At 64.1% G+C, this 26,065-nt stretch carries 23 protein-coding genes; 5 read left to right on the forward strand and 18 right to left on the reverse strand.

The window, feature by feature from the left end:
• The first annotated feature begins 180 nt into the window (after positions 1-180).
• From gltB to RGV59_RS07955, 4 genes are all read left to right on the forward strand, one after another.
• Complete coding sequence (gene gltB, locus RGV59_RS07940; protein ID WP_017849855.1) at positions 181-4,626, forward strand: glutamate synthase large subunit; 4,446 nt, start codon at positions 181-183, stop codon at positions 4,624-4,626.
• A 32-nt stretch (positions 4,627-4,658) separates the two neighbouring features.
• Complete coding sequence (locus tag RGV59_RS07945) at positions 4,659-6,077, forward strand: FAD-dependent oxidoreductase (protein WP_017849854.1); 1,419 nt, start codon at positions 4,659-4,661, stop codon at positions 6,075-6,077.
• 241 nt (positions 6,078-6,318) lie between these two features.
• Positions 6,319-7,386, forward strand: coding sequence for a uroporphyrinogen decarboxylase (hemE, locus tag RGV59_RS07950; protein WP_017849853.1), 1,068 nt, complete (start codon positions 6,319-6,321; stop codon positions 7,384-7,386).
• A gap of 197 nt (positions 7,387-7,583) precedes the next feature.
• Positions 7,584-8,093, forward strand: a complete 510-nt coding sequence (locus RGV59_RS07955) for a cytochrome b/b6 domain-containing protein (RefSeq protein ID WP_017849852.1) — start codon at positions 7,584-7,586, stop codon at positions 8,091-8,093.
• Between the two features lie 11 nt (positions 8,094-8,104).
• Here the strand turns inward: RGV59_RS07955 and RGV59_RS07960 are convergent, their stop codons facing one another.
• Positions 8,105-9,373 carry an MFS transporter gene (locus RGV59_RS07960; protein WP_126585350.1) on the reverse strand — a complete coding sequence of 423 codons (1,269 nt, stop codon included), beginning with the start codon at positions 9,371-9,373 and terminating at the stop codon, positions 8,105-8,107.
• Between the two features lie 124 nt (positions 9,374-9,497).
• On the opposite strand from RGV59_RS07960, the gene RGV59_RS07965 reads away from it, so the two are divergent.
• On the forward strand, positions 9,498-10,412 hold the full coding sequence (locus tag RGV59_RS07965; RefSeq protein WP_102617209.1) for a LysR family transcriptional regulator: 915 nt from the start codon (positions 9,498-9,500) through the stop codon (positions 10,410-10,412).
• A gap of 108 nt (positions 10,413-10,520) precedes the next feature.
• Here the strand turns inward: RGV59_RS07965 and RGV59_RS07970 are convergent, their stop codons facing one another.
• Genes RGV59_RS07970 through RGV59_RS08050 form a run of 17 tightly spaced genes read right to left on the reverse strand, consistent with a single transcriptional unit; the run spans position 10,521 to position 26,057 of the window.
• Positions 10,521-10,916 carry a hypothetical protein gene (locus RGV59_RS07970; RefSeq protein ID WP_017849849.1) on the reverse strand — a complete coding sequence of 132 codons (396 nt, stop codon included), beginning with the start codon at positions 10,914-10,916 and terminating at the stop codon, positions 10,521-10,523.
• A 27-nt stretch (positions 10,917-10,943) separates the two neighbouring features.
• Positions 10,944-12,170 carry a beta-ketoacyl-ACP synthase gene (locus RGV59_RS07975; RefSeq protein ID WP_046384962.1) on the reverse strand — a complete coding sequence of 409 codons (1,227 nt, stop codon included), beginning with the start codon at positions 12,168-12,170 and terminating at the stop codon, positions 10,944-10,946.
• Positions 12,170-12,898, reverse strand: coding sequence for a 3-oxoacyl-ACP reductase FabG (gene fabG, locus RGV59_RS07980; protein WP_017849847.1), 729 nt, complete (start codon positions 12,896-12,898; stop codon positions 12,170-12,172). The genes RGV59_RS07975 and fabG overlap by 1 nt, the downstream gene beginning before the upstream one ends.
• Positions 12,895-13,356, reverse strand: coding sequence for a hotdog family protein (locus RGV59_RS07985; protein ID WP_017849846.1), 462 nt, complete (start codon positions 13,354-13,356; stop codon positions 12,895-12,897). The genes fabG and RGV59_RS07985 overlap by 4 nt, the downstream gene beginning before the upstream one ends.
• A complete protein-coding gene (locus RGV59_RS07990) occupies positions 13,353-14,519 on the reverse strand; it encodes a beta-ketoacyl-[acyl-carrier-protein] synthase family protein (protein WP_126585351.1) in 1,167 nt (388 codons plus the stop codon). Before RGV59_RS07990 ends, RGV59_RS07985 begins: the two co-directional genes overlap by 4 nt.
• Positions 14,516-14,998: a hypothetical protein gene (locus tag RGV59_RS07995; RefSeq protein WP_126585352.1), complete on the reverse strand. Its 483-nt coding sequence runs from the start codon at positions 14,996-14,998 to the stop codon at positions 14,516-14,518. The genes RGV59_RS07990 and RGV59_RS07995 overlap by 4 nt, the downstream gene beginning before the upstream one ends.
• A complete protein-coding gene (locus RGV59_RS08000; RefSeq protein WP_017849843.1) occupies positions 14,995-15,729 on the reverse strand; it encodes a class I SAM-dependent methyltransferase in 735 nt (244 codons plus the stop codon). Before RGV59_RS08000 ends, RGV59_RS07995 begins: the two co-directional genes overlap by 4 nt.
• Entirely contained in the window at positions 15,726-16,973 is a 1,248-nt protein-coding gene (locus RGV59_RS08005) for an NAD(P)/FAD-dependent oxidoreductase (protein WP_126585353.1), read from the reverse strand. The genes RGV59_RS08000 and RGV59_RS08005 overlap by 4 nt, the downstream gene beginning before the upstream one ends.
• 33 nt (positions 16,974-17,006) lie before the next feature.
• Positions 17,007-19,337, reverse strand: coding sequence for an MMPL family transporter (locus RGV59_RS08010; RefSeq protein WP_126585354.1), 2,331 nt, complete (start codon positions 19,335-19,337; stop codon positions 17,007-17,009).
• Positions 19,309-19,995 carry an outer membrane lipoprotein carrier protein LolA gene (locus tag RGV59_RS08015; RefSeq protein WP_126585355.1) on the reverse strand — a complete coding sequence of 229 codons (687 nt, stop codon included), beginning with the start codon at positions 19,993-19,995 and terminating at the stop codon, positions 19,309-19,311. The genes RGV59_RS08010 and RGV59_RS08015 overlap by 29 nt, the downstream gene beginning before the upstream one ends.
• Positions 19,989-20,417, reverse strand: coding sequence for an acyl-CoA thioesterase (locus tag RGV59_RS08020; RefSeq protein WP_046384955.1), 429 nt, complete (start codon positions 20,415-20,417; stop codon positions 19,989-19,991). Before RGV59_RS08020 ends, RGV59_RS08015 begins: the two co-directional genes overlap by 7 nt.
• A complete protein-coding gene (locus RGV59_RS08025) occupies positions 20,410-21,951 on the reverse strand; it encodes an HAL/PAL/TAL family ammonia-lyase (RefSeq protein ID WP_126585356.1) in 1,542 nt (513 codons plus the stop codon). The genes RGV59_RS08020 and RGV59_RS08025 overlap by 8 nt, the downstream gene beginning before the upstream one ends.
• Positions 21,935-22,870, reverse strand: coding sequence for a glycosyl transferase (locus RGV59_RS08030; RefSeq protein WP_102617203.1), 936 nt, complete (start codon positions 22,868-22,870; stop codon positions 21,935-21,937). The genes RGV59_RS08025 and RGV59_RS08030 overlap by 17 nt, the downstream gene beginning before the upstream one ends.
• A complete protein-coding gene (locus RGV59_RS08035) occupies positions 22,867-23,601 on the reverse strand; it encodes a glycosyltransferase family 2 protein (RefSeq protein WP_102617202.1) in 735 nt (244 codons plus the stop codon). Before RGV59_RS08035 ends, RGV59_RS08030 begins: the two co-directional genes overlap by 4 nt.
• Positions 23,594-25,264 carry an acyl-CoA synthetase family protein gene (locus RGV59_RS08040; RefSeq protein WP_046490791.1) on the reverse strand — a complete coding sequence of 557 codons (1,671 nt, stop codon included), beginning with the start codon at positions 25,262-25,264 and terminating at the stop codon, positions 23,594-23,596. Before RGV59_RS08040 ends, RGV59_RS08035 begins: the two co-directional genes overlap by 8 nt.
• Positions 25,261-25,806, reverse strand: coding sequence for a membrane protein (locus RGV59_RS08045; RefSeq protein WP_017849834.1), 546 nt, complete (start codon positions 25,804-25,806; stop codon positions 25,261-25,263). The genes RGV59_RS08040 and RGV59_RS08045 overlap by 4 nt, the downstream gene beginning before the upstream one ends.
• The gene (locus RGV59_RS08050) at positions 25,803-26,057 is read right to left on the reverse strand and encodes an acyl carrier protein (protein ID WP_017849833.1); all 255 of its coding nucleotides are present in this window, start codon (positions 26,055-26,057) and stop codon (positions 25,803-25,805) included. The genes RGV59_RS08045 and RGV59_RS08050 overlap by 4 nt, the downstream gene beginning before the upstream one ends.
• Between the last annotated feature and the right edge of the window lie 8 nt (positions 26,058-26,065).

The raw sequence follows: 26,065 nt of genomic DNA on the forward strand, positions 1-26,065 counted from the left end.
CATAAATGCGACATAGATTTGCGACATCTCGTCGCTAAATTTGTGAGCGTCTGTGTCGGTGTGTACAATGACCTCCCTTTTGCCCCTGCAAAGCCGGCGAACGTTCGGCGTGGAAGGTAACTGGTTGAATTGAAAAGAAATTTGCCTCGATATAAGAGGCAGCCTGGTGAGAAAGTGTCTATGAAAGCAGGTCTGTACCAACCCGATGAATTCAAGGATAACTGCGGTTTCGGCCTGATTGCCCATATGCAGGGCGAACCCAGTCATACCCTTTTGCAAACGGCCATCGAGGCCCTGACCTGCATGACCCACCGCGGTGGGATCAACGCCGACGGCAAGACCGGTGACGGTTGTGGCTTGCTCATTCAAAAGCCCGACCTGTTCCTGCGCGCCATCGCCAAACAGCATTTCGCGGTCGAGCTGCCCAAGCAGTACGCCGTGGGCATGGTGTTTTTCAACCAGGACCCGGTCAAAGCCGAAGCCGCTCGCGAGAACATGAACCGCGAAATCCTCGCGGCTGGCCTGCAACTCGTCGGCTGGCGCAAAGTGCCGATCGACACCAGCGTGCTCGGCCGCCTGGCCCTGGAGCGCCTGCCGCAGATCGAACAAGTGTTCATCGCGGGCGACGGCCTGAGCGACCAGGACATGGCGATCAAGCTGTTCACCTCGCGTCGTCGCTCGTCCGTGTCGAATGCCGCCGACACCGACCACTACATCTGCAGCTTTTCGCACAAGACCATCATTTATAAAGGCCTGATGATGCCGGCGGACTTGACCGCCTTCTATCCGGACCTGAGCGATGAGCGCCTGCAAACCGCGATCTGCGTGTTCCACCAGCGCTTCTCCACCAACACCCTGCCGAAATGGCCGCTGGCCCAGCCATTCCGCTTCCTCGCCCACAACGGCGAGATCAACACCATCACTGGCAACCGCAACTGGGCCGTGGCCCGTCGCACCAAGTTCGCCAACGATTTGATGGACCTGGAAGAGCTCGGCCCGCTGGTCAACCGCGTCGGCTCCGACTCCTCCAGCATGGACAACATGCTCGAACTGATGGTCACCGGCGGCATCGACCTGTTCCGTGGCGTGCGGATGATCATTCCGCCTGCGTGGCAGAACGTCGAGACCATGGACCCCGATCTGCGGGCGTTCTATGAGTACAACTCGATGCACATGGAACCGTGGGACGGCCCGGCCGGCGTGGTCATGACCGACGGCCGCTACGCGGTGTGCCTGCTCGACCGTAACGGTCTGCGCCCGGCGCGTTGGGTGACCACCACCAACGGTTTCATCACCCTCGCGTCGGAAATCGGCGTGTGGAACTACCAGCCGGAAGATGTGATCGCCAAAGGCCGCGTCGGCCCTGGCCAGATCCTCGCCGTGGACACCGAAACCGGGCAGATCCTCGACACCGATGCGATCGACAACCGGTTGAAGTCCCGTCACCCGTACAAGCAATGGCTGCGCAAGAATGCCCTGCGCATCCAGGCGACCATGGAAGACAACGACCACGGTTCGGCGTTCTACGACATCGACCAGCTCAAGCAGTACATGAAGATGTACCAGGTCACGTTCGAAGAGCGCGACCAGGTGCTGCGTCCGCTCGGCGAGCAAGGCTACGAGGCGGTCGGCTCGATGGGCGACGACACGCCGATGGCCGTGCTGTCCCAGCGCGTTCGCACGCCATACGACTATTTCCGCCAGCAGTTCGCCCAGGTGACCAACCCACCGATCGACCCGCTGCGTGAAGCCATCGTGATGTCCCTGGAAGTGTGTCTCGGCGCCGAGCGCAACATCTTCCAGGAATCGCCTGAGCACGCCTCCCGCGTGATCCTCAGCTCGCCGGTCATTTCCCCGGCCAAGTGGCGTTCGCTGATGACCCTGGAGCGTCCGGGCTTCGACCGCCAGATCATCGACCTGAACTACGACGAGAGCCTCGGCCTTGAAGCCGCGGTGCGCAATGTCGCTGACCAGGCCGAAGAAGCCGTGCGCGCCGGGCGTACCCAGATCGTGCTGACCGACCGTCACATCGCACCGGGCAAGCTGCCGATCCACGCCTCCCTGGCCACCGGCGCGGTCCATCACCGCCTGACCGAAAAAGGCCTGCGCTGCGACTCCAACATCCTCGTGGAAACCGCCACCGCCCGCGACCCGCATCACTTCGCGGTGCTGATCGGTTTCGGCGCCTCGGCGGTGTACCCGTTCCTCGCCTACGAAGTGCTCGGTGACCTGATCCGTACCGGTGAAGTGCTGGGCGACCTCTACGAGGTGTTCAAGAACTACCGTAAAGGCATCACCAAGGGCCTGCTGAAGATCCTGTCGAAGATGGGCATCTCCACCGTCACTTCCTACCGTGGCGCGCAGTTGTTCGAGGCCATTGGCCTGTCGGAAGAAGTCTGCGAGCTGAGCTTCCGTGGTGTGCCGAGCCGCATCAAGGGTGCGCGTTTCGTCGACATCGAAGCCGAGCAGAAAGCCCTGGCGGCCGAAGCCTGGAGTGCGCGCAAGCCGATCCAGCAAGGCGGCCTGCTCAAGTTCGTACACGGTGGCGAGTATCACGCCTACAACCCGGACGTGGTCAGCACCCTGCAAGCTGCCGTGCAGCAGGGCGACTACGCCAAGTTCAAGGAATACACCGCGCTGGTGGATAACCGTCCGGTGTCGATGATCCGCGACCTGTTCAAGGTGAAAACCCTGGATACGCCGCTGGCCCTCAGCGAAATCGAACCGCTCGAGTCGGTCCTCAAGCGCTTCGACTCCGCCGGTATTTCCCTGGGCGCCTTGTCGCCCGAGGCGCACGAAGCCCTGGCCGAAGCCATGAACCGCCTGGGTGCGCGTTCCAACTCCGGCGAAGGCGGCGAAGACCCGGCGCGCTATGGCACCATCAAGAGCTCGAAAATCAAGCAAGTGGCGACTGGCCGTTTCGGCGTAACTCCGGAATACCTGGTCAACGCCGAAGTGCTGCAGATCAAAGTCGCCCAGGGCGCCAAGCCCGGTGAAGGCGGCCAGTTGCCAGGCGGCAAGGTCAATGGTCTGATCGCCAAGCTGCGTTATGCGGTGCCGGGCGTGACCCTGATTTCGCCGCCGCCGCACCACGACATCTACTCGATCGAAGACTTGTCGCAGCTGATTTTCGACCTCAAACAAGTCAACCCGCAGGCCCTGGTCTCGGTGAAACTGGTCGCCGAAGCCGGCGTGGGCACCATCGCCGCCGGTGTGGCCAAGGCCTATGCCGACCTGATCACCATCTCCGGCTACGACGGCGGCACCGGCGCTTCGCCGCTGACCTCGATCAAGTACGCCGGCGCACCGTGGGAGCTGGGCCTGGCCGAGACGCACCAGACCCTGCGCGGCAACGACCTGCGCGGCAAAGTCCGGGTGCAAACCGACGGCGGCCTGAAAACCGGCCTCGACGTGATCAAGGCCGCAATCCTCGGCGCCGAAAGCTTCGGCTTCGGCACCGCGCCGATGATCGCCCTGGGCTGCAAATACCTGCGCATCTGCCACCTGAACAACTGCGCCACCGGCGTCGCCACTCAGAACGAGAAGCTGCGCAAGGATCACTACATCGGCACCGTCGACATGGTGGTGAATTTCTTCACCTACGTCGCCGAAGAAACCCGTGAGTGGCTGGCCAAGCTGGGCGTGCGCTCCCTCGAAGAGCTGATCGGCCGCACCGATCTGCTGGACATCCTCGAAGGCCAGACCGCCAAGCAACAACACCTGGACCTGACGCCGCTGTTGGGCAGCGATCACATCCCGGCAGACAAGCCGCAATTCTGCCAGGTGGACCGCAACCCACCGTTCGACAAAGGTCTGTTGGCCGAGAAGATGGTCGAGATGGCCGCTTCGTCGATCAACGACGCCAGCGGCGGCGAATTCAGCCTGGACATTTGCAACTGCGACCGCTCCATCGGCGCACGCATCTCCGGCGAAATCGCGCGCAAGCACGGCAACCAGGGCATGGCCAGGGCGCCGATCACCTTCCGCTTCACGGGCACCGCGGGCCAGAGCTTCGGCGTGTGGAACGCCGGCGGCCTGCACATGTACCTGGAAGGTGACGCCAACGACTACGTGGGCAAGGGCATGACCGGCGGCAAGCTGGTGATCGTTCCGCCTAAAGGCAGCGTCTACAAGACCCAGGACAGTGCCATCATCGGCAACACCTGCTTGTACGGCGCCACCGGCGGCAAGCTGTTCGCCGCGGGTACCGCCGGTGAGCGTTTCGCTGTGCGTAACTCCGGTGCCCACACCGTGGTGGAAGGCACTGGCGATCACTGCTGCGAGTACATGACCGGGGGCTTTGTCGCGGTACTGGGCAAGACCGGTTACAACTTCGGTTCGGGCATGACCGGCGGTTTCGCCTACGTGCTCGACCAGGACAACACCTTCGTCGACCGGGTCAACCACGAGTTGGTCGAGATCCAGCGGATCAGCGGCGAAGCGATGGAATCCCACCGTAACCACTTGCAGCACGTGCTGGACGAGTACGTCGAGGAAACCGGCAGCGAATGGGGTCGTAACCTCGCCGAGAACCTTGATGATTTCCTGCGTCGTTTCTGGCTGGTCAAGCCCAAGGCTGCCAACCTGAAATCGTTGCTTTCCAGCATCCGTGCCAACCCGCAGTGATATGCGCCTGAAGAGTTTGATGAGGTTTTAACATGGCTGAACGTCTGAATAACGACTTCCAGTTCATCGATGTCGGGCGCAAAGATCCGAAGAAGAAACTGTTGCGTCAACGCAAGAAAGAGTTCGTGGAAATCTACGAACCCTTCAAACCCCAGCAGTCGGCCGACCAGGCCCACCGCTGCCTGGGGTGCGGTAACCCGTATTGCGAATGGAAGTGTCCGGTACACAACTTCATTCCCAACTGGCTGAAACTGGTGGCCGAGGGCAACATCCTCGCCGCCGCCGAGCTGTCGCACCAGACCAACACCCTGCCGGAAGTCTGCGGCCGGGTGTGCCCGCAGGACCGTCTGTGCGAGGGTGCCTGCACCCTCAACGACGGTTTCGGCGCGGTGACCATCGGTTCGGTGGAGAAGTACATCACCGACACCGCCTTCGCCATGGGCTGGCGCCCGGACATGTCCAAGGTCAAGCCGAACGGCAAGCGCGTCGCGATCATCGGCGCGGGCCCGGCGGGCCTGGGCTGTGCCGACGTGCTGGTGCGTGGCGGCGTGACCCCGGTGGTGTTCGACAAGAACCCGGAAATCGGCGGCCTGCTGACCTTCGGCATCCCCGAGTTCAAGCTGGAAAAAACCGTGCTGAGCAATCGTCGTGAAGTGTTCACCGGCATGGGCATCGAGTTCCGCCTGAACACCGAAGTCGGCAAAGACGTGACCATGGAACAACTGCTCGCCGAATACGATGCAGTGTTCATGGGCATGGGCACCTACACCTACATGAAGGGCGGCTTTGCCGGCGAGGACCTGCCGGGCGTGTACGACGCGCTCGACTTCCTGATCGCCAACGTCAACCGCAACCTGGGCTTTGAAAAGTCGCCGGAAGACTTCATCGACATGAAAGGCAAGAAGGTCGTGGTGCTGGGCGGTGGCGACACCGCGATGGACTGCAACCGCACCTCGATCCGCCAGGGCGCCAAGTCGGTGACCTGTGCGTATCGTCGTGACGAAGCGAACATGCCGGGCTCGCGCAAAGAGGTGAAGAACGCCAAGGAAGAAGGCGTGAAATTCCTCTATAACCGCCAGCCGATCGCGATTGTCGGTGAAGACCGCGTCGAAGGCGTGAAAGTGGTCGAGACCCGTCTCGGCGAACCGGACGCCCGTGGCCGTCGCAGCCCCGAGCCGATCCCGGGTTCCGAAGAGATCATCCCGGCCGACGCCGTGGTCATCGCCTTCGGCTTCCGCCCAAGCCCGGCGCCGTGGTTCGAGCAGTTCCAGATCCAGACCGACAGCCAGGGCCGCGTCGTCGCCCCGGAACAAGGCCAGTACAAGCACCAGACCAGCAACCCGAAGATCTTCGCCGGTGGCGACATGGTGCGCGGCTCTGACCTAGTAGTGACGGCGATCTTCGAAGGCCGCAACGCCGCCGAAGGTATCCTGGACTACCTGCAGGTCTGACCCATTTCATCTTTGAAATGTGGCCAAAATGTGGGAGGGGGCTTGCCCCCGATAGCGGTAGTCCAGTTAAAGATACTGAGACTGACACACTGCAATCGGGGGCAAGCCCCCTCCCACATTTGGTTTTGATATGCCCAAGAGATTGTCGTAAATCAACCCGATAGATAAAAGGCACGGCTCATCCCGTGCCTTTTGCGTCGCGCTCTGAGAAAATGCCCGTACTTTTTTTGCGGATGCCGACATGACTGCCCTCAAGAACGACCGTTTCCTTCGTGCCCTGCTCAAGCAGCCCGTAGACGTCACCCCTGTGTGGATGATGCGTCAAGCCGGTCGCTACCTGCCGGAATACCGCGCCAGCCGCGCCCAGGCCGGCGACTTCATGAGCCTGTGCATGAACCCGGAGTTCGCCTGCGAAGTCACCCTGCAGCCGTTGGACCGCTACCCGGAGCTGGATGCGGCCATCCTCTTCTCCGATATCCTCACCATTCCTGACGCCATGGGCCAAGGCCTGTACTTCGAGACCGGCGAAGGCCCGCGTTTCAAGAAAGTCATCAGCACCCTGGCCGACATCGAAGCGCTGCCGATCCCGGACCCGCACAAAGACCTCGGTTACGTGATGGACGCCGTCAGCACCATCCGCCGCGAGCTCAATGGCCGCGTGCCGCTGATCGGTTTCTCCGGCAGCCCCTGGACCCTGGCCACCTACATGGTCGAAGGCGGCTCGTCGAAAGACTTCCGCAAGACCAAGGCCATGCTCTACGACAACCCGCAGGCCATGCACCTGCTGCTGGACAAGCTGGCGCAGTCGGTCACCTCGTACCTCAACGGCCAGATCATGGCCGGCGCGCAAGCGGTGCAGATCTTCGACACCTGGGGCGGCAACCTGTCGGCGGCGGCGTACCAGGAGTTCTCCCTGGCCTACATGCGCAAGATCGTCAGCGGCCTGATCCGCGAACACGAAGGCCGTAAAGTGCCGGTGATCCTGTTCACCAAGGGCGGCGGCCTGTGGCTGGAAAGCATCGCCGATGCCGGCGCGGATGCCCTGGGCCTGGACTGGACCTGCGACATCGGCGACGCCCGCCGTCGCGTCGGCAACCAGGTTGCGCTGCAAGGCAACATGGACCCGACCGTGCTGTACGCCAAGCCAGAAGCCATCTGCACTGAAGTCGGGCGCATCCTGGCCAGCTACGGCAAGGGCAGCGGGCATGTGTTCAACCTGGGTCACGGCATTACGCCGGAAGTGAACCCGGAACATGCCGGCGCGTTCTTGCGCGCGGTGCATGAGTTGTCGGCGCAGTATCACGAGTAACAGCGTCCCCGCCTGAATCGAGCCCCCGTCTGCCCGGCAGGCGGGGGCTCGTTGCGCTTCAGCTCTTGTTAAGTCCTGCCTTGGTAGTCTGTGGTCTTTAGGACTTCTCCTACGGCTGCCGTTGTCCGCCCAAGAAAAAATCCTGCCCAACTTTTCCACTCGCCAGTGATTGGCGTCCGTTGTCAGGTGATCGCTGGATGAATACCGCTGACTATTCAACGTGCCAGAAACTGCTGCATTGGGTTTCGGCCGTCATCATCGTGTGGGCGCTATTGTCAGGTTCTGTCGTGGCGATATTCGCCGTGCCGGCCTCGGTCAAAGCGTGGGTGTTTTTTTTCAATGTGTCATTGACCACCCTGTACATCCCGGTGTTTGTCGTGCGGGTTTATTGCTCCTTTACCCACGGCCTGGATTTTTCCGTCAGGCGTTCACCACGGGAATACCTGGCGCTATGGGTGCATAAGGCCATGTATGTGGTGTTGGCAATGGTGCTGGCAACAGGGGTACTGATGATGGATCGCCCGATCAACCTCTTTAACCTGGTCTCCTTCGCACCGTTTCACAGTGACCCGGCCAGCATCGTCTGGTACTCCCGCGTGCATGTGCTGTCCTGCGTGGCCTTGTTGCTGATGCTGGTGATGCACATCGGTGCCGTGGTTATGCACGAGCGCCGGGGCAAGCGGGTGATGGTGCGGATGTCGTTCTAGGGCGCTGCGCCTCAAGCCGAGGCCAGCGGCGGCAATTTCGCCAACTTCAACGCCACCAGCAACGCGCCGAGCAACAGCGCGACGATAAACCCGCCAATCCCGTTCCACCCGGCCAAATGCCAGAAGAACCCCCCCGTGGTGCCGGCGACGCTTGACCCCGCGTAGTAGCAGAACAGGTACAGCGACGACGCTTGCCCCTTGGCTTTCACCGCGCGACGGCCGATCCAGCTGCTGGCCACCGAGTGCGCGCCGAAGAAGCCGAAGGTGAACACCAGCATGCCGGGTATCACCAGCCACAGCGGAGTGAACAGGGTCAGGCCGATGCCGCCAAGCATCCACACGATGGTGGCCCACAGCACACGGCGGCGGCCGAGGCGGTCGGCCAGCGCGCCGATTTTCGCCGAGCTGTAGATGCCCGAGAGGTACACCAGCGACAACAGGCCGACCACGGCCTGGCTCAGGTCATACGGGTCGGCCAGCAGGCGATAGCCGATGTAGTTGAACATCGTCACGAACGCGCCCATCAGCAGGAAGGCTTCGAGGAACAACCACGGTAGGCCCGCGTCCTTGAAGTGCATGACGAAGCCGTCCACCAGGCTGCGCGGCTTGAGGCTGCTGGCGCGGAAGTTGCGCGATTCGGGGAGGATTTTCCAGAACACCGTCGCGGCGATCAGGGCCAGGGCGCCGATGATCAGCACGGCGGTGTGCCAGCTGACGAAGTCGATCAATACGCCGATGATCAGGCGCCCGCTCATGCCGCCGATGGCGTTACCGCCGATGTACAGGCCCATGGCCAGGCCGATGTGCTGCGGGTGGATCTCTTCGCTCAGGTAGGTCATCGCCACGGCGGCCAGGCCACTCAGCGACAGCCCCAGCAGCGCGCGCATCAGCAGAATCCCTTCCCAACTTGGCATCAGGCCGCTGGCGATGGTGGACAGGGCGGCACAGAACAACGCGGCGACCATCACCGGCTTGCGCCCCAGGGTGTCGGAAATCGGCCCGGTGATCAGCAGGCCCAGGGCGAGCATCGCCGTGGACACCGACAGCACCAGGCTGCTTTGCGCCGCGTTGATGGAAAATTCGTGGGACAACGCCGGCATCATCGGCTGCACGCAATACAGCAGGGCAAACGTCGCGAAGCCGCCGCAGAACAGCGCCAGCACGGTCCGCATGAACATCGGTGTGCCTTTTTCGATGTACGTGTCAGTGAGCTGCTCCACCCTCTTATCCAGGGCAGTCGGCGGGACTTCTTGAGCGAATGGAGCGACAGCAGATTTCACGGGGACCTCGGGGAGGAAAAGCCTGCCAGGACCGGCAATGCAAAAAAGAATATAGCTGCCTAATGATTCTTTCCAATATATTATTCGACCTGTTTGATAGCTTTAACGACCTAATGAGGCTGCTATGGAATTACGTCACCTGCGGTACTTCATCGCCGTCGCCGAAGAGCTGCATTTTGGCCGGGCCGCGCAGGTGCTGGGCATCTCGCAACCGCCTCTGAGCCAGCAGATCCAGGCGCTGGAGCACGAGGTGGGCGCGCGTTTGTTCGAGCGGACCAACCGTCGGGTCGAACTGAGCGAAGCCGGGCGCTTGTTCCTGCACGAGGCGCGACTGGTGCTGGCGCAAGTCGATAAGGCCGCGGATGTGGCACGCCGGGCGCAGTTGGGTGAGCTGGGCGAACTGAAGATCGGCTTCACGTCGTCGGCGCCGTTCAATTCGAGCATCCCCCAGGCGATCTTTGCGTTTCGCCAGGCGTTCCCGGCGGTCCACCTGAGTTTGCAGGAAATGAGCAGCACCGAGGTGGCCGAGTCGCTGGTGGATGAGTCGATCCAGGTCGGCTTGATGCGCCCGTTGCCGTTGCCGGACTCGCTGAGTGTGGTGGAGTTGATGCGCGAACCTTTGGTGGCGGTGCTCAACGCCGATCATCCCTTGGTGCAAGGCAGCGAGCGGGGCTTGCACCTGGCGCAGTTGGCCGAGGAGCCGTTCGTGTTTTTCCCGCGCAGCTACGGCAGCGGTCTCTACGCGCAACTGCTCAACCTGGCCCGCGACGCCGGCTTCAGCCCGCGCTTTGCCCAGGAGGCCGGGGAGGCGATGACGATCATCGGGTTGGTCGCGGCGGGGTTGGGCGTGTCGGTGCTGCCGGCGTCCTACCAGCGCATCCGCATCGATGGCGTGGTCTATCGCACCCTGCTCGACCAGGAGGCGGTGACGGCGGTGTGGCTGGTGCAGCGCAAGGGCGCGCAAACGCCGATGGCGCAGGCGTTCGTGGAGTTGTTGACGCGTAAGGCGGCGGTTCGCAGCGCGCTAGGGGTGCGGTGAGTTCAGCTGCGTTTTGTCAGCGCTTGCAGAGCCAGGCAGGACGCGGCGATGACAAGCCCAGCGGTTTGTGAAGAGGGCGCCGAACGGCGCCCTTTGTCGTTTCCGGGGTTACTGCATCCCCGCCGAACGCAACCCCGCCATGATGTCCCGATCCAGCATGCTCACCCAACGGTTGTAGTTGCGATGGATCTTGCCGTCCTTGTAGCCCAGGTCGCGGCTGTCGCGGTAGGTGATGGCGTAGCTGTTGCGGGTGTAGCGGATGTCGATGGCGGCGTAGAACTGATTGCGCACGGTGATCTCAGCCTGCACCAGTTGCGGGCTCAGGCGTTGCACGGTCCATTCGCGTTTTTGCAGGGCGGTGACGATCACCTGTTTGACTTGTTCTTCGCTGACCTGGGCACCCGCCGGCAAGTCGTGCTGGGTGTTGAGCACCGGTTTGCTGGTGCAACCGGCGCCGGTCAGCAGGGCCAGGGTGATCAGGGTGGCGCGTAGCAAGGAAGACATTCCGTTTTCTCCAATCGATGTAAAAAGTCAGGACCAGCGGCGGAAGATCAACGAGGTGTTGACGCCGCCGAAGGCAAAATTGTTGTTCATCACGTAGTCGTGGTGCATCTCGCGAAACTCACCTTGCAGGTAATCCAGCTCGCCGCACTGCGGGTCGACGGAATCCAGGTTGAAGGTGTGTACGTACTGGTCGCGGTTCATCATCTCGATGCTGAACCACGACTCCAGCGCCCCGCACGCACCCAGGGTATGGCCGAGGAAGCTCTTCTGCGAACTAATGGGCATGCGGCTGCCGAACAGGCTGTTGGTGGCCAGGGTTTCGGCGATGTCGCCCTGGTCGGTGGCGGTGCCATGGCCGTTCACGTAGCCGATGACCGAGGGCTCGAGCCCGGCGTCTTCCAGGGCCAGCTCCATGGCGCGGCGCATGGTTTTCTGTTCCGGGCGCGTGGTGTGCTGGCCGTCGGCGTTGCTGCCGAAACCGACAATTTCGGCGTGGATATGCGCGCCACGGGCCAGGGCGTGTTCCAGTTCTTCGAGCACCAGCATGCCGCCGCCTTCGCCGATCACCAGGCCGTCGCGGCCGCTGTCGTAGGGGCGCGGGCTGGTCTGTGGCGCATCGTTCTTCAGGCTGGTGGCGTAGAGCGCGTCAAACACCATGGCTTCGGTGGGGCACAGCTCTTCGGCGCCGCCGGCAAGCATCAGCGGCAGGCGTCCGAACTTGATCGCCTCATAGGCATAGCCGATGCCCTGGCTGCCGCTGGTGCAAGCGCTGGACGTGGGAATCAAGCGCCCGGTGAGGCCAAAGAAGATGCTGATATTCGCCGCCGTGGTGTGGGGCATCATGCGGACATAGGAGTTGGCGTTCAGCCCCTCGGCCACCGAGTTGAGCAGCATGTTGCCGAACGCCTTGATCTCGTCGGTGCTGCCGGTGGACGAGCCGCAGGCCACGCCCATGCGCCCGTCCTTGATCGACTCGTCACCGAGCAAGCCGGCGTCTTTCAGCGCCTGCTCCGCCGCCCACACCGCCAGGCGCGATACGCGGCCCATGCTGCGCAGTTGCTTGCGGGTCCAGTGCGCGGGCACGACGAAGTCGTCGATCGGCCCGGCCAGGCGCGTGTTCAATTCGCTGAAACGGTCCCACTCGTCCATGCGCCGGATGCCGCTGCGGTTGGCGCGAAAGTTGGCGGCGATGGTGTTCCAGTCGCTGCCCAGGGAGGTGATGCCGGCCATGCCGGTTACGACCACGCGCTTCATCAACACAGACCTCCGTTCACGGCCAAGACCTGGCGGGTGATATAGCCGGCTTCGGCCGACATCAGGAAATTCACCGCGCCGGCCACTTCTTCCGGCGTGCCCATGCGCTGCGCCGGGATCATTTTCATCAGCTCTTCGACCGGCACGTTTTCATCGAGCATCGCGGTGTCGATCAGGCCCGGTGCGACGCAGTTGACGGTGATCTTGCGCTTGCCCAGCTCGATGGCCAGGGCCTTGGCCGCGCCGATCAGGCCGGCCTTGGAGGCGCTGTAGTTGACCTGGCCGCGATTGCCGATCAGCCCGGACACCGAGGTGATGCACACGATACGCCCGGCCGCGCGACGACGGATCATCGGCATCATCACCGGGTGCAGCACGTTGTAGAAACCGTCGAGGTTGGTACGCATCACCACGTCCCAGTCGTCTTCCGACAAGGCCGGGAACGCGCCGTCGCGGGTCAGGCCGGCGTTGAGCACCACGCCGTAATACGCGCCGTGTCGTTCCACGTCGGCTTCGAGGATTGCCTTGCACTCGGCCCGCTCGGAAACGTCGAATTGCAGCACCCGCGCCTTGCGGCCCAGGGCTTCGATCTCGACCTGCACCGCGTCGGCTTCTGCTCGACCGCTGCGGCAATGCAACACGATGTCGTGCCCGGCCTGCGCCAGGCGCAGGGCAATGGCGCGGCCGATGCCACGGCTGGAGCCGGTGACCAGTACGGATTCAGTCATGGCGTTTCGTCCTTCGATTCATCTAAATAGGTGGCCGCCTGGGGCGGTCGAAATACGTTCAAGCGGGCGCTGGCGTGGATACCGTCGCCGGTCAGGTGGCATTCGAACACACCCATGCCGTTGTCGTCTTCCAGGGAGCGCAGGCCGTGGATGGTCAACTCGGCACCGGCCGGGAAGTGCTCCACGTTGCACTCGAACTTACGCGTGCCCAACAGGAAGCCCAGCTCCACCGCCTGGCCGTTCTGGCGCGCGCGGCAACCGGCATAGGCGGCGACGCTTTGCGCCATCAGCTCGATGCCGACCCAGGCCGGCAGGCTGCCGTCGGGGCGGTTGAACAAGCCACCGGGCTTGACGGTGAGGCGGGTGTGAATCTGCTCTTCGTCGAACGACAGCACCTGGTCGATCAGGATCATGTCGCCCGCGTGGGGCAGCAGTGCGGCGAGTGGCCAATCGATCATGGGGCCTCTGCGATAATCAGGCTGACATTATTGCCGCCGAAGGCAAACGAGTTGCTCATCAGGCAGCGTTTTTTCAAGGCGTCACCACGGCGTGCCCACTGCAAGGCGGGCAGCGCCGGGTCGGCCTGGCCGTCCCATACGTGGGGCGGCAGCCGGCCGTGGGCCAGGCTCAGCCAGCAGAACGCCGCTTCCAGCGCGCCGGCCGCGCCCAGGGTGTGGCCGCTCATCGGTTTGGTCGATGAACAGGCCACGCCGTCGGGGAACAGGTTGGCGACGGCCAGGCTTTCCATGGCGTCGTTGTGTTGGGTGGCGGTGCCGTGCAGGTTCAGGTAGCCGATCTGCTCCGGCTTCAAGCGCGCGCTGGCCAGGGCCTTGCGCATCGCCAGCAACGCGCCTTTGCCAGTGGGCTCCGGCGCGGAAATATGGTGTGCATCGCAACTCGCGCCACTGCCCAGCAGCGCGATGGGGGCGGGCTCGCGAGTCATCAAAAACAACACCGCCGCTTCGCCGATGTTGATGCCGTTGCGGTTCACCGAAAACGGGTTGCAACGCTCGCTCGAGACCGCCTCCAGCGCGGTAAAGCCGTTAAGCGTCAGCTTGCACAGGCTGTCGACGCCGCCGCAGATCACCGCATCGCACAGGCCCAGCTCCAGCAGGCGCCGGGCACTCATCAACGCGCGGGCACTGGAGGTGCAGGCGGTGGAAATCACATAGGCCGGGCCGCTCAGTTGCAGCCAGTCGGCGAGGAAGTTCGCCGGGGCGCTGAGTTCCTGTTGCTGGTAGTCGTAGTCGTCGGGGAAGCGGTGATCGCTCAGGTAACGGGCAATGCCGCGACTGGCTTCGTCGATGCCCGAGGTGCTGGTGCCGAGCACAATGCCGACCCGCGCCGCGCCGTAGCGTTGGATCGCCTGGCGGATCTCGCCGTCGATCTGCAACGCGGCTTCGAGCAGCAACTGGTTATTGCGGCTGCTTTGCTGGCCCAGCTCGGGCGGGATGGTCGCCAGTGCGCCCGGTACGCCGGCAACCGGCAACACCCGCTCCGGCACCCAGCCGCTTTCGGCGCGCATGCCGGAGCAGTCGCCGGCAAACAGGCTGCGGCTGACGTCGGCCTGGCCGCGCCCGAGAGCGCAGATCACGCCGAGGGCATTCAGATACGCGGTCATCGCGCCATTCCCAGCGGGGTGATGCGATAGCTCAGCGGTTGCCCGCGCATGTTCACGCTGAACACCTCGGATGACTGATAGACGATTTGCCAATGGCCCGGCAGGGTGCGTGTCAGGTCCATCGCTTGGGCGTTCGGGTACAGCGCGCGGAGGTCATCCGCCGAAGTCAGTGCAAACAGCAACGCGGCGAACAGCTCGCGCGCCTGGGGATTGGGCGGCAGCAACCCGTCGGCCTGCCACTGGCCGTCGATCAGCTTCTGCCGGGCCTGGGGGATGCCCAGCGGGTCCATCATCGACCAGCGGATCGCGTTGCCTTCGTGCTGGATCACCAGCAACCAGTCCTGGCTCTGGCCGTCCGCCAGACGCTGCACATGCAGTTGCATCGGCAAGGCCAGGGCCGGGTTTTTTGCCGGCAAGGGCGGTTGGCTGGCGCAGGCGCTCAGCAGCAACAGGCAGCCGATCAGCAGCGCACGCATCATGGTGCCGCGCTCGCCAGGGGTTTGCGTGCCACGCAGTTGACCAGGGTTTCTTCGCGCTGGCCCACCGGCGGTGCCTTGCGCAGGCCCCAGCGTTCCAGCAGGCCGAAATCGCTGGCCCGGCTCCACCACAAGTATGGGTAGGAGACGTTCTGCGCGCCGAATTCAAAGCCCTGCTCGTGCAGCATCTGCAGGTACTCTTCGGCGCTTTTCTGCACCTGCATGGGGTGGCGGAACAGCCAGCGAATCACCCAGGTGTCGATATAGGCTTCGGTGGACTCGGCAAACAGCAGATAGCCGCCGGGCTTGAGTACCCGGTAGAACTCTTTCAATGCACGGTGCTGCTCAACCAGATGATGGAAGGTCTGGTGGCAGAACAGGATATCGACGCTGGCGTCGGCGACGTCGAGGGTGGCGCAGTCGCTGCCGATCAGCTCGACGTCCAGCCCTTGGTGCGCGGCTTCCGCCTTGCTCAGCTCAAGGCTGTGCGGGTCGGCGTCCAGCCCGATCAGGCGGGACGGCGCAAACACTTGCTGCAACAGCTTGAAGGATTTGCCCTGGCCGCAGCCGGCGTCCAGCAGTACCGGCGCCACCGGCAACGGTTCGCTGAACAGGCTGCGCAGGTCGTTGATCGCCACGCGCAACACATGGTGCTGCCAGGTGTGGCTGCGCAGGAACCAGAAGCCGAACTTGGTTTCTTCGACGTAGTTCTTACTCAAGTACTGACTGCTCACACGGCATCCCCTGCACAAATTTCCGACAACATCCGCAACCGCCGCTTGGGCTCGCTGACAAACGGGTTGCGCTCGTCCCAGGCGTAGCCGGCGAGGATCGAACTGATCATCCGGCGAATCTCCGGCGAGCTGCCGGCGTGAAAAATAACATCCTGGAACGTCCCGGCGTACCAGCCTTCGACGTAGCAGCGGAAGGTATCGACGCCGCGCTTCAACGGCTCGGCAAACTCGCGCTGCCAGTCCACGGTTTCGCCGTTGAGCTGACGATGCAGCACGCTCGCGGCCATGCTCGCCGAGCGCATGGCGATGGTCACGCCGGAGGAGAACACCGGGTCGAGGAATTCTGCCGCATTGCCCAGCAGCGCAAAGCCCGGGCCGTGCAAGGTTTTGACGTTGGCCGAGTAGCCGCCGATGGTACGCGCGGGGGTGTCCCACACGGCGTTCTGCAGCACGCTGCTGAGGCTTGGGGTTTCGTCGATGAACCCGCGCAGGCACGCGTCCAGGTCGTTGTCGCGGCCGGCGAAATGTTCCTTGGCCGCCACTACGCCCACGGAGCAGCGGCCGTTGCTGAACGGGATGGTCCAGAACCAGATGTCGCGCTGGGTCGGGTGGGTCGTCACGAGGATCTTGGTGCGGTCGAAGCCTGGGTGTTCGATGCGGTCCTCGACATGGCTGAACACCGCCTGGCGCAACGGGAAATCCGACGGCGCTTCCAGGTCCAGCAGGCGCGGCAGGACGCGGCCGTAGCCGCTGGCGTCGAGCACGAACTTGGCTTTGATGTGGTACTCGCTGCCGTTCTCCCGGCGCACATGCAGGTAGTGGGTTTCACCGCTGAAATCCACGCCGACGATGGTTTCGCCGTAACGGATGTCGACGCCTTGCAGCGCCGCCTGATCGGCCAGCAACTTGTCGAACTCGCCGCGCTGCACCTGGAAGGTGGTCGGTTTGCCGTGGCTGAACGTATCGCCGAAATCAAACGCACTGTAGCGCTCGCCCCAGGCGAATGCGGCACCGGTTTTCACCTGGAAACCCGCCGCCTGCACGGCGTCGAGCATGCCGGCCTCTTCGATAAAGTCGATGCAGTGCGACAGCAGGCTTTCACCGATCGAAAAGCGTGGGAAATGCTGGCGCTCGATAATCAATACATCATGCCCTTTACGCTTTAACAGCGCGGCAGCGATGGCACCGGACGGGCCGGCACCGATCACCACCACCTGGCGACGTTCCATTTCAACTATGGGCACGAGGGCTCCTTGCCGCTTTGGCGATAATCACATTCATGAGGCGTGCTTCTGTCGGCCGGCCCAGGGCGCCAGCATAAAGCTGAAGGCCAGGCCCAGGCTGACCGACAGGCCGAAATTACTCACCGCGGGTGTACTCGACAGCGCCAGCAGGCCGAACGACAACCAGGTCGTCAGTGCCGCCAGCAGTGTTCCTAATAAGCTGACCGCAGGCCCGCCGATCTGTTCACGCATCAGGATCGCGTAGTCGACGCTGATGGCGGTGACCAGCAGCAGGCCGAACAGGCTGAACAGCGTCAGCGGCTGGCCCAGCCAACCGAGGCTGGCCAGGCTGCACAGCGCGGCCAGCAACGGCAGGGCGACGATGCGCAGCGCGCCACCAAAGCCGAAGGGCACGATCAGCAACAGCACGATCAGCCCGCACGACATCAACTTCAATTCAGCCGCGCTGATCTGCGTGGCGGCGAACACCCGGTTCAACTCCCCCAGGCGATCCACCAGTTGCACCCCCGGCAAATCCACGGCCTGCACCTGCAGCAGCGCCGGGTCGCTCAAGCCTTGCAGGCTGATCATGGCTGCCACACCGCCGTCGACCGGGCCCAGCCACAGCGTGCGCCAGGGTTCGGCCAGCGGCCCGAGCAGTGCAGCGTCGATGTCTTGGGTAGGCAGCGCTTGCAGTTGAGCGACTTCAGCTTGCAGCGCGCCGACGGGCACGCCGAGGTCCAGCAGCGGTTGCCAGTGCGCGGGAAGTGCATTCAGCGCCCCGCGCAGTTGTTGTTGCTCGGCGGGCAGGTTGACCAGCTGGTTCAGCGCCAGATAACCCTGGAGCTTGTCCATATTCACCAACTGTTCCAGGCGCTGGCCCAGGGCGGCCTGGCGCTCCAGCAACTGCTGCTGATTGTCGGCGCGCACCAGGAAGAACTGGCTGGTGGGTTGGAACCCGGTGATCCGCGCCACCGCCTGGGCTTCCTGCAGTAATTGTGGCGGGGCGCCGATCCACTGGCGCAGATCGTTTTTACTGTTCAACTGCCACAAGCCGCCGGCGCAAAACAGCAGCACCCACACCAGCAGCACCGCGCTCGGCACGCGCTTGATCAACCCGGAACGCATCAGCCACAGGCGCTCGGCGATGTGCAACGGCCATTGCGCCGGGCGCAGGTCGACACCCTGGAGCAGCGCCGGCAACAGGCACACGGCCGACAGGTACGCACCGACCAGGCCGGCAGCGGAGAATACGGCGATCTGGGTCAGCGCCGGGAACGGCGTCCAGGCCAGCGCCAGGTAACCGATGCAACTGGTCGCCAGGCTCAGGCTCAGGCCCGGCAGGGTCAGGCGCAACGCCGGCCAACTGCGCCACGGCTGCAGGCTCCAGCTTTTCGACAAATAGTGCAGCGGGTAGTCCACTGCCACGCCGATCAGGCTGGAGCCGAGCACCAGCGTCATCACATGCATATGCCCGAACAGCGCCACACAGGCCACCGCGCCGAACAGCATGCCCACCAGCACCGGCACGAAGGCCAGCAGCACGCGCCAGCGGCGGAACGCCAGGAGCAACAGCAGCAGAATGCCGAGGGTGGCGCCGCCGCCGACCCAGGTGATTTCGCGGCTGGCTTGCTGTTGCCCGCTGGCAGCGTAGAGCAAACCGCTGGCCGCGAGCAGTTGCGCGCCGTGCTCGGTGGCTTGGGCGCGACTGGCCTGGAGCAGGTCCGCGACCTGCAGCGGCAGTTTCATATCGAAGGCATTGCCGGTGGTGCGCGCACGCAACAGCACCCAGCTCTTGCCGTCGGCATCGGCGATCAATGCGCCGCTGCCGATATCCAATTGCACCGCGCCGCTCTGCGGCTGGCTGTTCTGAATGCGTCCGGTCAGGCCCAGCCAGTCGTCCTGGCTCGGCACCAGGCTGAACCCGGTGAACGGGTCGAACAACGCTTGCACGCGCTGCTGGATGAAGGCGTCGGGGTGGTCGATCAGTTGCTCGCGGTCCTTGGCCGCGAGCATCGACAAGCGCCCGCGCAACAATTGCGCGCGCAGTGCTGGCAGGTCGGCTTGCAGGTTCCATTGGACCTTTTCAAACAGGCCGCTGGCTTGCCAGCGCGCGCCCAGTTGCTCGGCCACGTTGACCGCCTGCTGGCGGTCGGCGTGCCCCACGAGGACCAGGATTTCGCGGTTCAACGGTTCCTGCATGCGCTGTTCGGCTTGCAGTTCGAGGGCGTCCGGCGTGTTGCCCGGCACCAGTTCCATCAGGTTGGCCGACAACGGCGCGCCATGGCGCCATTGCCAGCCGGCCAGGGCCAGCACGGCCACCAGCAGGGTCAGGAACAGGCGCGGCATTAAACGCTCACTGGGCAAAGTCGTGTTGCTCCGCATCGCTCAGGGGAAGGTCGGCGCTGCTGTCCTGCATGCGCAGCACAGTGCTGTCGCCCTGGGTTTCCAGCAGTTCGATGCTGTGGACCAGCGTGCCGCCGTCGATATTGATCTGCTTGAACACTTGCTTGAGCAGCAGCGAGCGCGGGGTCAGCGTCAACTGCCACTGCTCGGCTTCACCCTGCAGTTGCAGGTCGAAGTCACGCTGCAAGCCGCTGCTGTCGCCCTGCAGCACGGCGAGGAACAGGCGGTTCTGCTCGGCCCCGGCGCTCTTGTTCGGCAGCGTCTGCCAGCCGTTGGCGTCACGCCGCGCAATGCCTTGGGTACTGATGCGGTAATCCTGTTGCAGCGGGGTTTTGAGCAGCCACAGCAGGCCGTGGTCTTTGGCCAGGACGAAGGTGCCTTTGCTGACCAAGGGCTGCGGCAGGGCGCGCAGGTGTTTTTCCTGGATGAAGCTGCCGTGGATCACGCTGGGTTTGGCCAACTGATCGCTCAGTTGCTGTAAGTCGAACCCATGGGCCGCCGCCGAAAAACCAAACAACGCGAACACTGTAGGAGCGAGCTTGCTCGCGAAAAACCTGAGGGCGCCGCGGGGTGTCAGGTGGTCAGCGTTATCGTTGACGATCTTCGCGAGCAAGCTCGCTCCTACAGGGGTCAGCATTTCAGGGCCCTTTCGACCGCGTCGATGAAGACGGTAGGGGACGCCAGTTGCATCTCGCGGCTGGCGATTTGTACCGCTACTTGTACCGTGCTGGCACGGGTCAGGCGTTCGCCGCTGGTGCGGTCGGTGATCAGGTAGTTGACCTTCAAACGGTTCTCCCACTCCACCAGGCTGGCGCGCACGTTGAGCGTCTGGCCGAAGGTGGCGCCGCGCACATAGCGCAGTTGCATGTCGATCACCGGCCAGGCGTAGCCCGACTCGAGCATCGCCGCGTAGTTATGGCCGATCTTGTCGAGCAGGGCGCAGCGGGCGATTTCCAGGTACTTCACGTAGTGCCCGTGCCAGACCACGTTCATGGTGTCGATGTCGAAAAACGGCACGAGGATTTCAGTGTCGCAATGCAACACGCCCGGGCTACGCATGCAGCCTCCAGTGTTGCTCGGCGATGCGTTTGAGGCACAGGCGCAGCTCGCCTTCGAGGGCGCGGTCTTCGATCACCGGCGGGAAGTCCTTGGCCAGTTCGCTGTGCATCGCTGCCAACGCCGGCGGCAACGGGCGCGCCTCGGCGGCCTGGGCGCGCAGCCACACGCCCTGGTTGGCGGCGAGCAGGGTGGCGGCGGCGACCTGTTCGGTCAGCTCCAGCACACGGATCGCATCGCGGGCGGCGATGGTGCCCATGCTCACTTTGTCCTGGTTGTGGCACTCGGTGGAGCGTGAAAACACGCTGGCCGGCATGGTGTTCTTCAGCGCTTCGGCGGTCCAGGCGCTGGTGCCGATCTGCACTGCCTTGAAGCCGTGGTTGATCATCGCGCGGTCGGCCGGGGCGCCGGACAGGTTGCTCGGCAGGCCGTGGTTGTAACGCACGTCCACCAGCAGGGCGAGCTGGCGGTCGAGCAGGTCGGCGACGTTGGCCACCAGGGTCTTGAGGCTGTCCATGGCGAAGGCGATGTGCCCGCCGTAGAAGTGCCCGCCGTGCAGCACGCGCTCTGCTTCGGCGTCGATGATCGGGTTGTCGTTGGCGCTGTTGAGTTCGATCTCGATGAACGAGCGCAGCCAGTTCAGGCTGTCGGCCAGCACGCCGAGAACATGGGGCGCGCAACGCAGCGAGTAGCGGTCCTGCAAACGGTGCAGCGGCGCAGTCGGCGCATCGATGGCCAGGTCTTGGCGCAACCACGCGGCGACTTGCATCTGCCCCGGGTGCGGTTTGGCGGCGAACAGGCGCTCGTCGAAGTGTTCCGGGTTGCCTTGCAGCGCCACCACGTTCAGCGCGGTGATGCGCGTGGCCAATTGCAGCAGGTAATCGGCGCGGGCGAAGGCCAGGCAGGCGAGGCCGGTCATCACGGCGGTGCCGTTCATCAGTGCGAGGGCTTCCTTGGGCCGCAGGACCAGCGGCTCCCAGCCCAGTTCGCGGTGGACGTCGATGGCCTGGCGGCGTTCGCCGCGGAACAGCACGTCGCGTTCGCCGGAGAGCGTCGCGGCCACGTAGGACAGCGGCGTCAGGTCGCCGCTGGCGCCCACTGAGCCTTCTTCCGGGATCAGCGGCAGCACGTCGTGTTCGAGGAACGCGTGCAGGCGTTCGAGCAGTTCCACGCGCACCCCGGACACGCCGTGGCACAGCGACTGCAAACGCGCCGCGAGCACGGCGCGGGTGGCTTGCGCGTCGAGCAACTTGCCCAGGCCGCAACCGTGGAAGGTGTACAGGTGTCGCGGCAGGGCTTCGACGTGCTGTAACGGCACCGCCACCACGCACGAGTCGCCATAGCCGGTGGTCACGCCGTAGATCACGCCTTCCTTGTCCAGCAGCGAGTCGAGGAACTGCGCGCCCTTGGCGATGCGCTGGCGATACGCGGCATCATCCTGCAAGTGCGTGGGCGCCTGACGATTGGCCAGGGCCAATACGTCTTCAATGCGCAAAGCGCGTTCGCCAAACGTTACTGGCTCAAGATGCGTCGTCATCGGTCTTCCAGAAAGGGTAAAAGTTGAACCATTGTTGGGGCGCTTCCAGGCAGAACTGGCCCAGGCGTGCGGCGTAGCGTGCGGTCCACAGGGCGATGACCTGCTCGCGGGTGCTGCGTTTCCATTCGATCAGTTGGGCAAACGGTTCGATGCTCAGGCGATAGCGGCCCTGGTGCTTGAGGCACATCAGCAGGTTGACCGGGCATTTCAGCAGGCCGGCCAGCAGCCACGGGCCCTGGGGGAAGGCGGCGTCATGGCCGAGGAACTCCACGCGCACCGTGCGCCCGCCGTGCAGTGGCACGCGGTCGCCGGCAATCGCCAGCCATTCGCCGTCGTCCAGGCGCTGGCTGAGCAGCAGCATGGTGGCCGGGTCCAGCTCGCTGACCTGGATCAGGCGCAAATGGGTCGCGCCGGCTTCGCCCAGCAGGCGGTTGAAGCGTTCGGCGTGCTTGGTGTGGACCAGCACGTTCATGGTGACTTTTTCGCCGATCTCCGCGAGCGCGCGGCACACTTCGAGGTTGCCCAGGTGCGCGCCCACCAGCATCTGCCCGCGCTCGCCGCGCAGTTGGCCGCGCAATTGCGCCGGGTCGTGGATTTCGATCTGCTCGATGCGCAGCTTGCCGTTCCACACGTCGAGCTTGTCCAGCAGCGCATCGGCAAATGCCATGAACTGGCCGAAGACTTTGCGCAGGGTCGGGCGCAGCTCATCGCGGCCGCTCCATTGCGCCAGACGCTGCTGGTATTGCCAGGTGCTCTGGCGCGCGGTGCGGCCGAACAGGAAGAAGTACAGCACGATGCCGTACAGCAGCGGGCTCAACAGCCGGCGCCCGAGCAGCCTGGCGGCGACTGCGGTGAGTTTCATCAGCCAGAAACTGCCACGCTCTTCGCGGTCGGCCCAGTGTTTGCTGCTGTCGCTCATGCCTGCCACCGTCGCCACAGAATCATCGGTGCGCGCACCAACATGCCGAAGAACAGCCGGGTGTGCATGGCCGAGATACGCACGTTGTCGCGGAACAGGCGGAAGTGCGACAGGCCGTCGGCGGGGTAATGCACCTTCGTCGGCAGCCAGCGCATCGGCTGGTTGCGCCAGGCCAGGCGCACCAGGATGTCCGAGTCGAAATCCATGTGGGTGCCGATGTAGGCCGAGTCCATCAGGGCCAGGGTCGGCCCCAGCGGGTACACGCGAAAGCCGCACATCGAATCGCGAATCTGCAGCGACAGGGTGTTGATCCACACCCACACGTGGGTCAGGTAGCGTGCGTACAGGCGGCCCTTGGGCACGCTGTCGTCGTATTCGGGGTAGCCGCAGATCACCGCCGTGGGGTGTCGGCGCGAGGTGTCGATGAAGCTCTCGACTTCGCGCAGGTCATGTTGGCCGTCGGCGTCCACTTGCAGGGCATGGGTGAAGCCCAGGCGCGCCGCTTCGCGAAAGCCGGCCATCACCGCGCTGCCCTTGCCTTGGTTGTTCGGCAGGGTGAGCAGGCTGACGTTGTCGAGGGTCGCCAATTGCGCCAGCACCGCCGCGCACGCCGGGCTGCTGCCATCGTCCACCAACAGGCATGGCAGGCCGCTGTCGAGCAGGCTGTGGACCACGGTCGGCACGGCGGTTTCATGGTTGTAGACCGGGATCAGGGCGCAGGGGTTATGCATGCGCAGGCTCCAGTTGAATCCGGCCACTGGAGCAGGCTGCGACGCCGTTGCGGTAGGCGAAATACAACTTGCTGCGTTGCGGGTCGAAGCGCAGGTGCAGTTCGACGTGGTCGCCGGGGCGCACCAGTTGCTGGAACTTGAGCACTTCCATGCCGGCAAAGGTCGCTGGCAGGTCGAGCAGTTGCTGGCCGAGGTTGAACGCCCACTCGACCTGCACCACGCCCGGCAGCACCGGCGTCACCGGGAAGTGACCGCTGAAGTAGGCCAGGTCCGGCGGGATGCTCAGTTGCAAGGTCCATTCGCCATCGGCTTCGACTTGCTCCAGCACCTCCGGGGCTTTCGGCCGGGGCGCCAGCAGCAGCGCTTCGATCTCGGCCTGGGGCAGCTTGCCTTGGCTGTTCAGCGGCAACTGTCGCAGTAAACGCCAGCGACGCGGCAAGGCCAGGGCTTCGCAGTGCTGGCTCAGGTGTTGGCGCAGGGTTTGCGTGACGGTACGCCGGCCCTGGTTGCGCAGGGCATGCAGGCCGTCGGCGCTCAGCACCACGAGAGCGCCGAGGCTGGCGCGGTTTTCCTGGACCACTCCCAGGCGCGTTTCGGCGACCCAGGGGTGCGCCATCAGGGCCTGTTCGAGCATGGGCAGGGAGATACGTTTTTCTTCCAGTTTGACGATGCGATCCAGGCGCCCGAGCAGTTCGAAGCGGCCGTCGGCATGCAGGCGGGCGGCGTCGGCGGTCTGTTCGATATGCCCGGCGGGCAGGTACGGCGAGGCAATGCGCAGGGCACCGTCGGCGTCCTGGCTCAGTTCTACCCCGGCGAACGGCTGCCACGGCTGCGCGCCTTGGCGCCAGGCAATGCCGCCGGTTTCCGAGCTGCCGAGGATTTCCGTCGGCCATTGTTGCAAGCGTTCGTACAGGCTGGCGGCCGCGTCGATGGGCAGGGCGCCGCCGGAGGAGAACACCCGCGACACTCGGCTCAGGGCCGGCCAGTCGAGGTTGTCACCCATCCGCTTGAGCAGCGCCGGGCTGGCAACCCAGGCGAACCGTGGGTGCTCGCGGCTGGCGCGCTGCAAGTCCTCCGGGAAGGCCAGCTGGCGGCGCACGAAGCTGCGGCCGGCGCACAACGGCCACAGCACGCGGAACAACAAGCCGTAGATGTGTTGGGTGGCGACGCTGCCGATGATGCAGGCGTCGTTGAGGTCCGCGCCCCACAGCGTTTCCAGGGCCTGCACCTCGTTGGCCAGCTGGCGCAGGGTCTTGTCGATGCGCTTGGGTTCGCCGCTGGAGCCGGAGGTACACAGGCTCAATTGGCACGCATCCAGGTCGAGGGCTGCAGGGCTCAACGGCGCCTGATACAACGCGTCCAGGTCCGCGGCGTCGGTCAGCCAGGTGTCGACGGCGTCGGCCCAGCGTTGGCGAGTCTGCGGTTGCAGGTCGGCGGGCAGCAACACGCCGACCCCGGCGCGCCAGGCCCCCAGCAGGGCGATCGCCAGCAGGCCGGCGTCTTCCAGATGCACCGCCACGCGCTGGATACCGCGCGCGTGCAGGCCTGCCGCCAGGCGCAGAGATTGCTCCCACAGCTGGGCGTGATTCATCGCAGGCTCGGTGGTGACCAAGCGCTGTTCCAACGGCTCAAGCAGCAGGTGCTCAAGTTTCAACCCATTCATACGCGGCCTCGAACCCTTTGTCGTACCAGCCATTCCACGGCAAACAACAGCCCCATCAGCCCGTAGGCGATCAGGCCGTTGTACAACGTCCACCAGCTCAGCGGCGCCCACAGGGTGAGGGCGGCGGCCAGCAGGCCATTACACAGAAAAAACACGCTCCACACCACGGTGACCTGGCGCGTATACACAATGGCTTTCGGCGGCAGTTGCGGGTCGGTCATGCGTGCCAGGCGCTCAACCATCGGCGGGCCGTATTTCAGGCTCAGGCCGAACAGCGCCAACATGAACGCGCTGACCAGGCTCGGGTACCAGCGCAGCAGGTGCGGGTTGTCGAACCAGGCCAGGGCCAAGCAGAACAGGATGATCGCCACCGCCATCCAGCGGCTGCCGGGGCGCCGCGCACCCGTGAGCGCGCGCAGCAACCACAGGCTGCCGAGCAGCAGGCCGAATTGCCACGGTGCAAAGTGCTCGGTGCCGTAATACACCGCGAAAGGGTACAGCAACCCCGCCAGCAACAGGCCAAGGCCGATCAGCCGGCTCATGCGGCCGGTTGGACCAGACGGTACACCGCCTCAACCACGTCGTTCACGGTACGCACAGCCTTGAACTCTTCGGCGGCGATTTTTTTGCCGGTCTGGCGTTTGATGTGGTCGATCAGGTCCACGGCGTCGATGCTGTCGATTTCCAGGTCCTGGTACAGGTTGGCTTCGAGGGTGATGCGTTCAGGTTCCAGTTCAAACAGTTCCACCAAGGCAGCGCGCAGGGTGTTGAAAATATCGTCACGAGTTTGCATGGTACGGT

This window comes from Pseudomonas sp. FG1 (genome assembly GCF_034313875.1).
GTDB classification, from domain to species: Bacteria; Pseudomonadota; Gammaproteobacteria; order Pseudomonadales; family Pseudomonadaceae; genus Aquipseudomonas; species Aquipseudomonas veronii.

Bases quoted from the DNA above. Each gene is read 5' to 3' on its own strand.
- gltB (WP_017849855.1), top strand. From the start codon at position 181: ATGAAAGCAGGTCTGTACCAACCCGATGAATTCAAGGATAACTGCGGT.
- RGV59_RS07945 (WP_017849854.1), top strand. From the start codon at position 4,659: ATGGCTGAACGTCTGAATAACGACTTCCAGTTCATCGATGTCGGGCGC.
- hemE (WP_017849853.1), top strand. From the start codon at position 6,319: ATGACTGCCCTCAAGAACGACCGTTTCCTTCGTGCCCTGCTCAAGCAG.
- RGV59_RS07955 (WP_017849852.1), top strand. From the start codon at position 7,584: ATGAATACCGCTGACTATTCAACGTGCCAGAAACTGCTGCATTGGGTT.
- RGV59_RS07965 (WP_102617209.1), top strand. From the start codon at position 9,498: ATGGAATTACGTCACCTGCGGTACTTCATCGCCGTCGCCGAAGAGCTG.
- RGV59_RS07970 (WP_017849849.1), bottom strand. From the start codon at position 10,916: ATGTCTTCCTTGCTACGCGCCACCCTGATCACCCTGGCCCTGCTGACC.
- RGV59_RS07975 (WP_046384962.1), bottom strand. From the start codon at position 12,170: ATGAAGCGCGTGGTCGTAACCGGCATGGCCGGCATCACCTCCCTGGGC.
- fabG (WP_017849847.1), bottom strand. From the start codon at position 12,898: ATGACTGAATCCGTACTGGTCACCGGCTCCAGCCGTGGCATCGGCCGC.
- RGV59_RS07985 (WP_017849846.1), bottom strand. From the start codon at position 13,356: ATGATCGATTGGCCACTCGCCGCACTGCTGCCCCACGCGGGCGACATG.
- RGV59_RS07990 (WP_126585351.1), bottom strand. From the start codon at position 14,519: ATGACCGCGTATCTGAATGCCCTCGGCGTGATCTGCGCTCTCGGGCGC.
- RGV59_RS07995 (WP_126585352.1), bottom strand. From the start codon at position 14,998: ATGATGCGTGCGCTGCTGATCGGCTGCCTGTTGCTGCTGAGCGCCTGC.
- RGV59_RS08010 (WP_126585354.1), bottom strand. From the start codon at position 19,337: ATGCGGAGCAACACGACTTTGCCCAGTGAGCGTTTAATGCCGCGCCTG.
- RGV59_RS08015 (WP_126585355.1), bottom strand. From the start codon at position 19,995: ATGCTGACCCCTGTAGGAGCGAGCTTGCTCGCGAAGATCGTCAACGAT.
- RGV59_RS08020 (WP_046384955.1), bottom strand. From the start codon at position 20,417: ATGCGTAGCCCGGGCGTGTTGCATTGCGACACTGAAATCCTCGTGCCG.
- RGV59_RS08025 (WP_126585356.1), bottom strand. From the start codon at position 21,951: ATGACGACGCATCTTGAGCCAGTAACGTTTGGCGAACGCGCTTTGCGC.
- RGV59_RS08030 (WP_102617203.1), bottom strand. From the start codon at position 22,870: ATGAGCGACAGCAGCAAACACTGGGCCGACCGCGAAGAGCGTGGCAGT.
- RGV59_RS08035 (WP_102617202.1), bottom strand. From the start codon at position 23,601: ATGCATAACCCCTGCGCCCTGATCCCGGTCTACAACCATGAAACCGCC.
- RGV59_RS08040 (WP_046490791.1), bottom strand. From the start codon at position 25,264: ATGAATGGGTTGAAACTTGAGCACCTGCTGCTTGAGCCGTTGGAACAG.
- RGV59_RS08045 (WP_017849834.1), bottom strand. From the start codon at position 25,806: ATGAGCCGGCTGATCGGCCTTGGCCTGTTGCTGGCGGGGTTGCTGTAC.
- RGV59_RS08050 (WP_017849833.1), bottom strand. From the start codon at position 26,057: ATGCAAACTCGTGACGATATTTTCAACACCCTGCGCGCTGCCTTGGTG.